The 2,353-nt window shown below is 43.2% G+C and carries 1 protein-coding gene; it reads right to left on the bottom strand.

Going from position 1 to position 2,353, the window contains the following annotated elements; all coding sequences use genetic code 11:
- Nucleotides 1-290 precede the first annotated feature (290 nt).
- Complete coding sequence (locus AB6E52_RS22880; protein ID WP_017062210.1) at nucleotides 291-1,916, bottom strand: methyl-accepting chemotaxis protein; 1,626 nt, start codon at nucleotides 1,914-1,916, stop codon at nucleotides 291-293.
- Between the last annotated feature and the right edge of the window lie 437 nt (nucleotides 1,917-2,353).

Below are 2,353 nucleotides of genomic sequence, written 5' to 3'. Positions count from 1 at the left end.
AACCACCGACACGAGGATTTTCAATCCTCTGCTCTACCGACTGAGCTATCCGGGCGACGAGGTGTATTAAACGTGTTTTCGCGTTCTGGGTCAACATTAAATTGCAAAAAAAGTATCGTTTGATGTTTTTCTATACTTAGTGGGTTGTTTTTGCTCATTTGGGGTGAAAAACCTAGGTCTAGCATGCCCTAAAAGATAGTAAAACTACGGTTAACTACACTGAATGGGCGCCGAAATAAAAAAAGCACGTATGAAAACGTGCTTTTTTATTTGAAAATTTTCTAGGGAGTTTAGTGTTTTACTTCAAACCTATTAACCCAAGCTTCTAATTCGTTGGAAAGAGAGGCAAGAGTTTGGGTGCTGTTATGACTTTCTGTTACGACATTGCTCAGTTGGTTACCGCTCTCTTCGATCATATTGATACGCTTCGATATATCATCGCTCACCTGAGTCTGCTCAGCGGCCGCTGTTGCGATTTGATGACTCATTGATGAAATGGACTCTAATGCGACAACAATCTGTTGTAGTGCTTCAGAGGCGTTTTGAGACTCTGTTACGGTGCTTTCACTGGTCGCGGCACACACTTCCATGGTTTGAATTGCGTTGCGAGATCCCTCTTGAAGGTTATTAATCATTAATTGGATTTCTTTTGTGCTCGATTGTGTTCTGCCTGCAAGGTTACGAACCTCATCTGCTACAACAGCAAATCCACGACCTTGTTCGCCAGCTCGAGCTGCTTCAATGGCTGCATTTAGTGCCAATAGGTTAGTTTGCTCCGCTATATCACCAATCACATCCAATACTTTTGCAATGTTGTTTACATCGTTATCTAGGTTAGCGACAGCTTCGCTTGCTGTGCCTAGTTGGCCTGCTAAGCCTTGAATGTTATCTACTGTGTTGTGAATGAGTTGTTGGGTATGCTGGCTCTGTTTGTCGGCCTCGTCGGTGTTGCGCGCGGTATCGCTAGCTGAAGCAGCTACGTTATTGGCTGAAGAGGCCATCTCGGTCATTGCTGTCGCGATCATCTCTGTTGATTGCTGTTGGGTGTCTGTCAGTTGACCAATTGACCCAGCGCGATCTTCTACGCGCTGCAGTTCGCCTCTTAATGCCAGCATTGAAGCGTCAAGGTTTGATACTAGCTCAGCCAATGACTTACTCATTTGTTGTACGGCGTGATAGATACTGCCGTCAATTGCCTGAGTTTCGAAAGAGGTTTGAATTCGACCTTGTGCTACGGCTTGTACTGCTTCTCGTACGTCTTTAGGTTCGCCGCCAAGAAGCGCTAGCATGCGTTTAATGGATACAATTAGGCTCGCCAGAATAAGACCAGCAATCACGACACAAAGGAATAGCTGCCATTGAGCAGTAGACCAAAAACGAGCGTTAACTTCATTGAACCCGATACCAGTGCCGACAACCCAACCCCAATGTGGCGTTTTCTCTGCAATAGACAGTTTTTCTTCAATCGTTCCATCTGGCAGTTTTTGTGTCCAGGTGTACTCAATGATCTCGCCAGTACGATTACCAAGTACTCTTTGGATTAGCTGCCCAACACTATTGCCGTCGCCATCTTTAAAGTCGTTAAAACTGGTTCCGTGCAGTTGAGGATCTAATGGTGTCGCGATAAACGTCATGTTCTCATCGGCTACGTAAACATATTCATTATCTTTATAGATGTTGTTGCGTAGAAGGCGAGTAGCTAGTTGCTTGGCTTGCTCTTCTTCTAGTGTGCCATCAATCGCCATTTTTTCGACTTCAGTAAGAATGCTGTATGCGCTCTTAAACAGCTCTGTTACGCGAGCTTTGTTGTCCATGTTGCTAGCAACTCTTAAGGTCCATAAGCCTGTAGCCGTCAGTGCTAGCAGGGCGATCAAGATGATGCCCGATAATAAGTAAGCTTGCGTTTTTAGTTTCATATTTCCCCGCGCAGCGATTCAATAATTAGTATTAGGTATAATTCATCGAATCTTAATCTAAGTGGTGTAAGTCAGATATTAGAAAGACATCAAAGTATGATAGGGATTAAATTTTCGAAGAAAAAAAAGTAACAGGACTTGGTTCTATTTGTTTTAATGTGAATATTAGCGGGTCATGAACTTTATAAGGCGTTGGTTCTGTTGTAGTGGATATGCTTTATAGAACTTAGAATCAACTGCTGTAGTAAGAGTACTAAAAGGAGATAACTCAATTTATCGAGACTGATTAAGAGTTAGTGAGGAGCTGATGTGTATATTGAATAGAGTTTGTTTTTGTTCAAACGAAAAAAAGCCAAGTCTTTCGACTTGGCTTTCTTGAATGTGGCTCCCCTTGCAAGACTTGAACTTGCGACATACGGATTAACAGTCCGCCGTTC

The organism is Vibrio sp. 10N.247.311.13 (assembly GCF_041467595.1).
Classification (GTDB): Bacteria; Pseudomonadota; Gammaproteobacteria; order Enterobacterales; family Vibrionaceae; genus Vibrio; species Vibrio crassostreae_C.
Note: the sequence above shows the minus strand (reverse complement) of the source record. Positions and strands in the feature narration are given on the sequence as shown.

Excerpts from the sequence above, each read along its gene's own strand:
- AB6E52_RS22880 (WP_017062210.1), bottom strand. The coding sequence starts at position 1,916 with ATGAAACTAAAAACGCAAGCTTACTTATTATCGGGCATCATCTTGATC.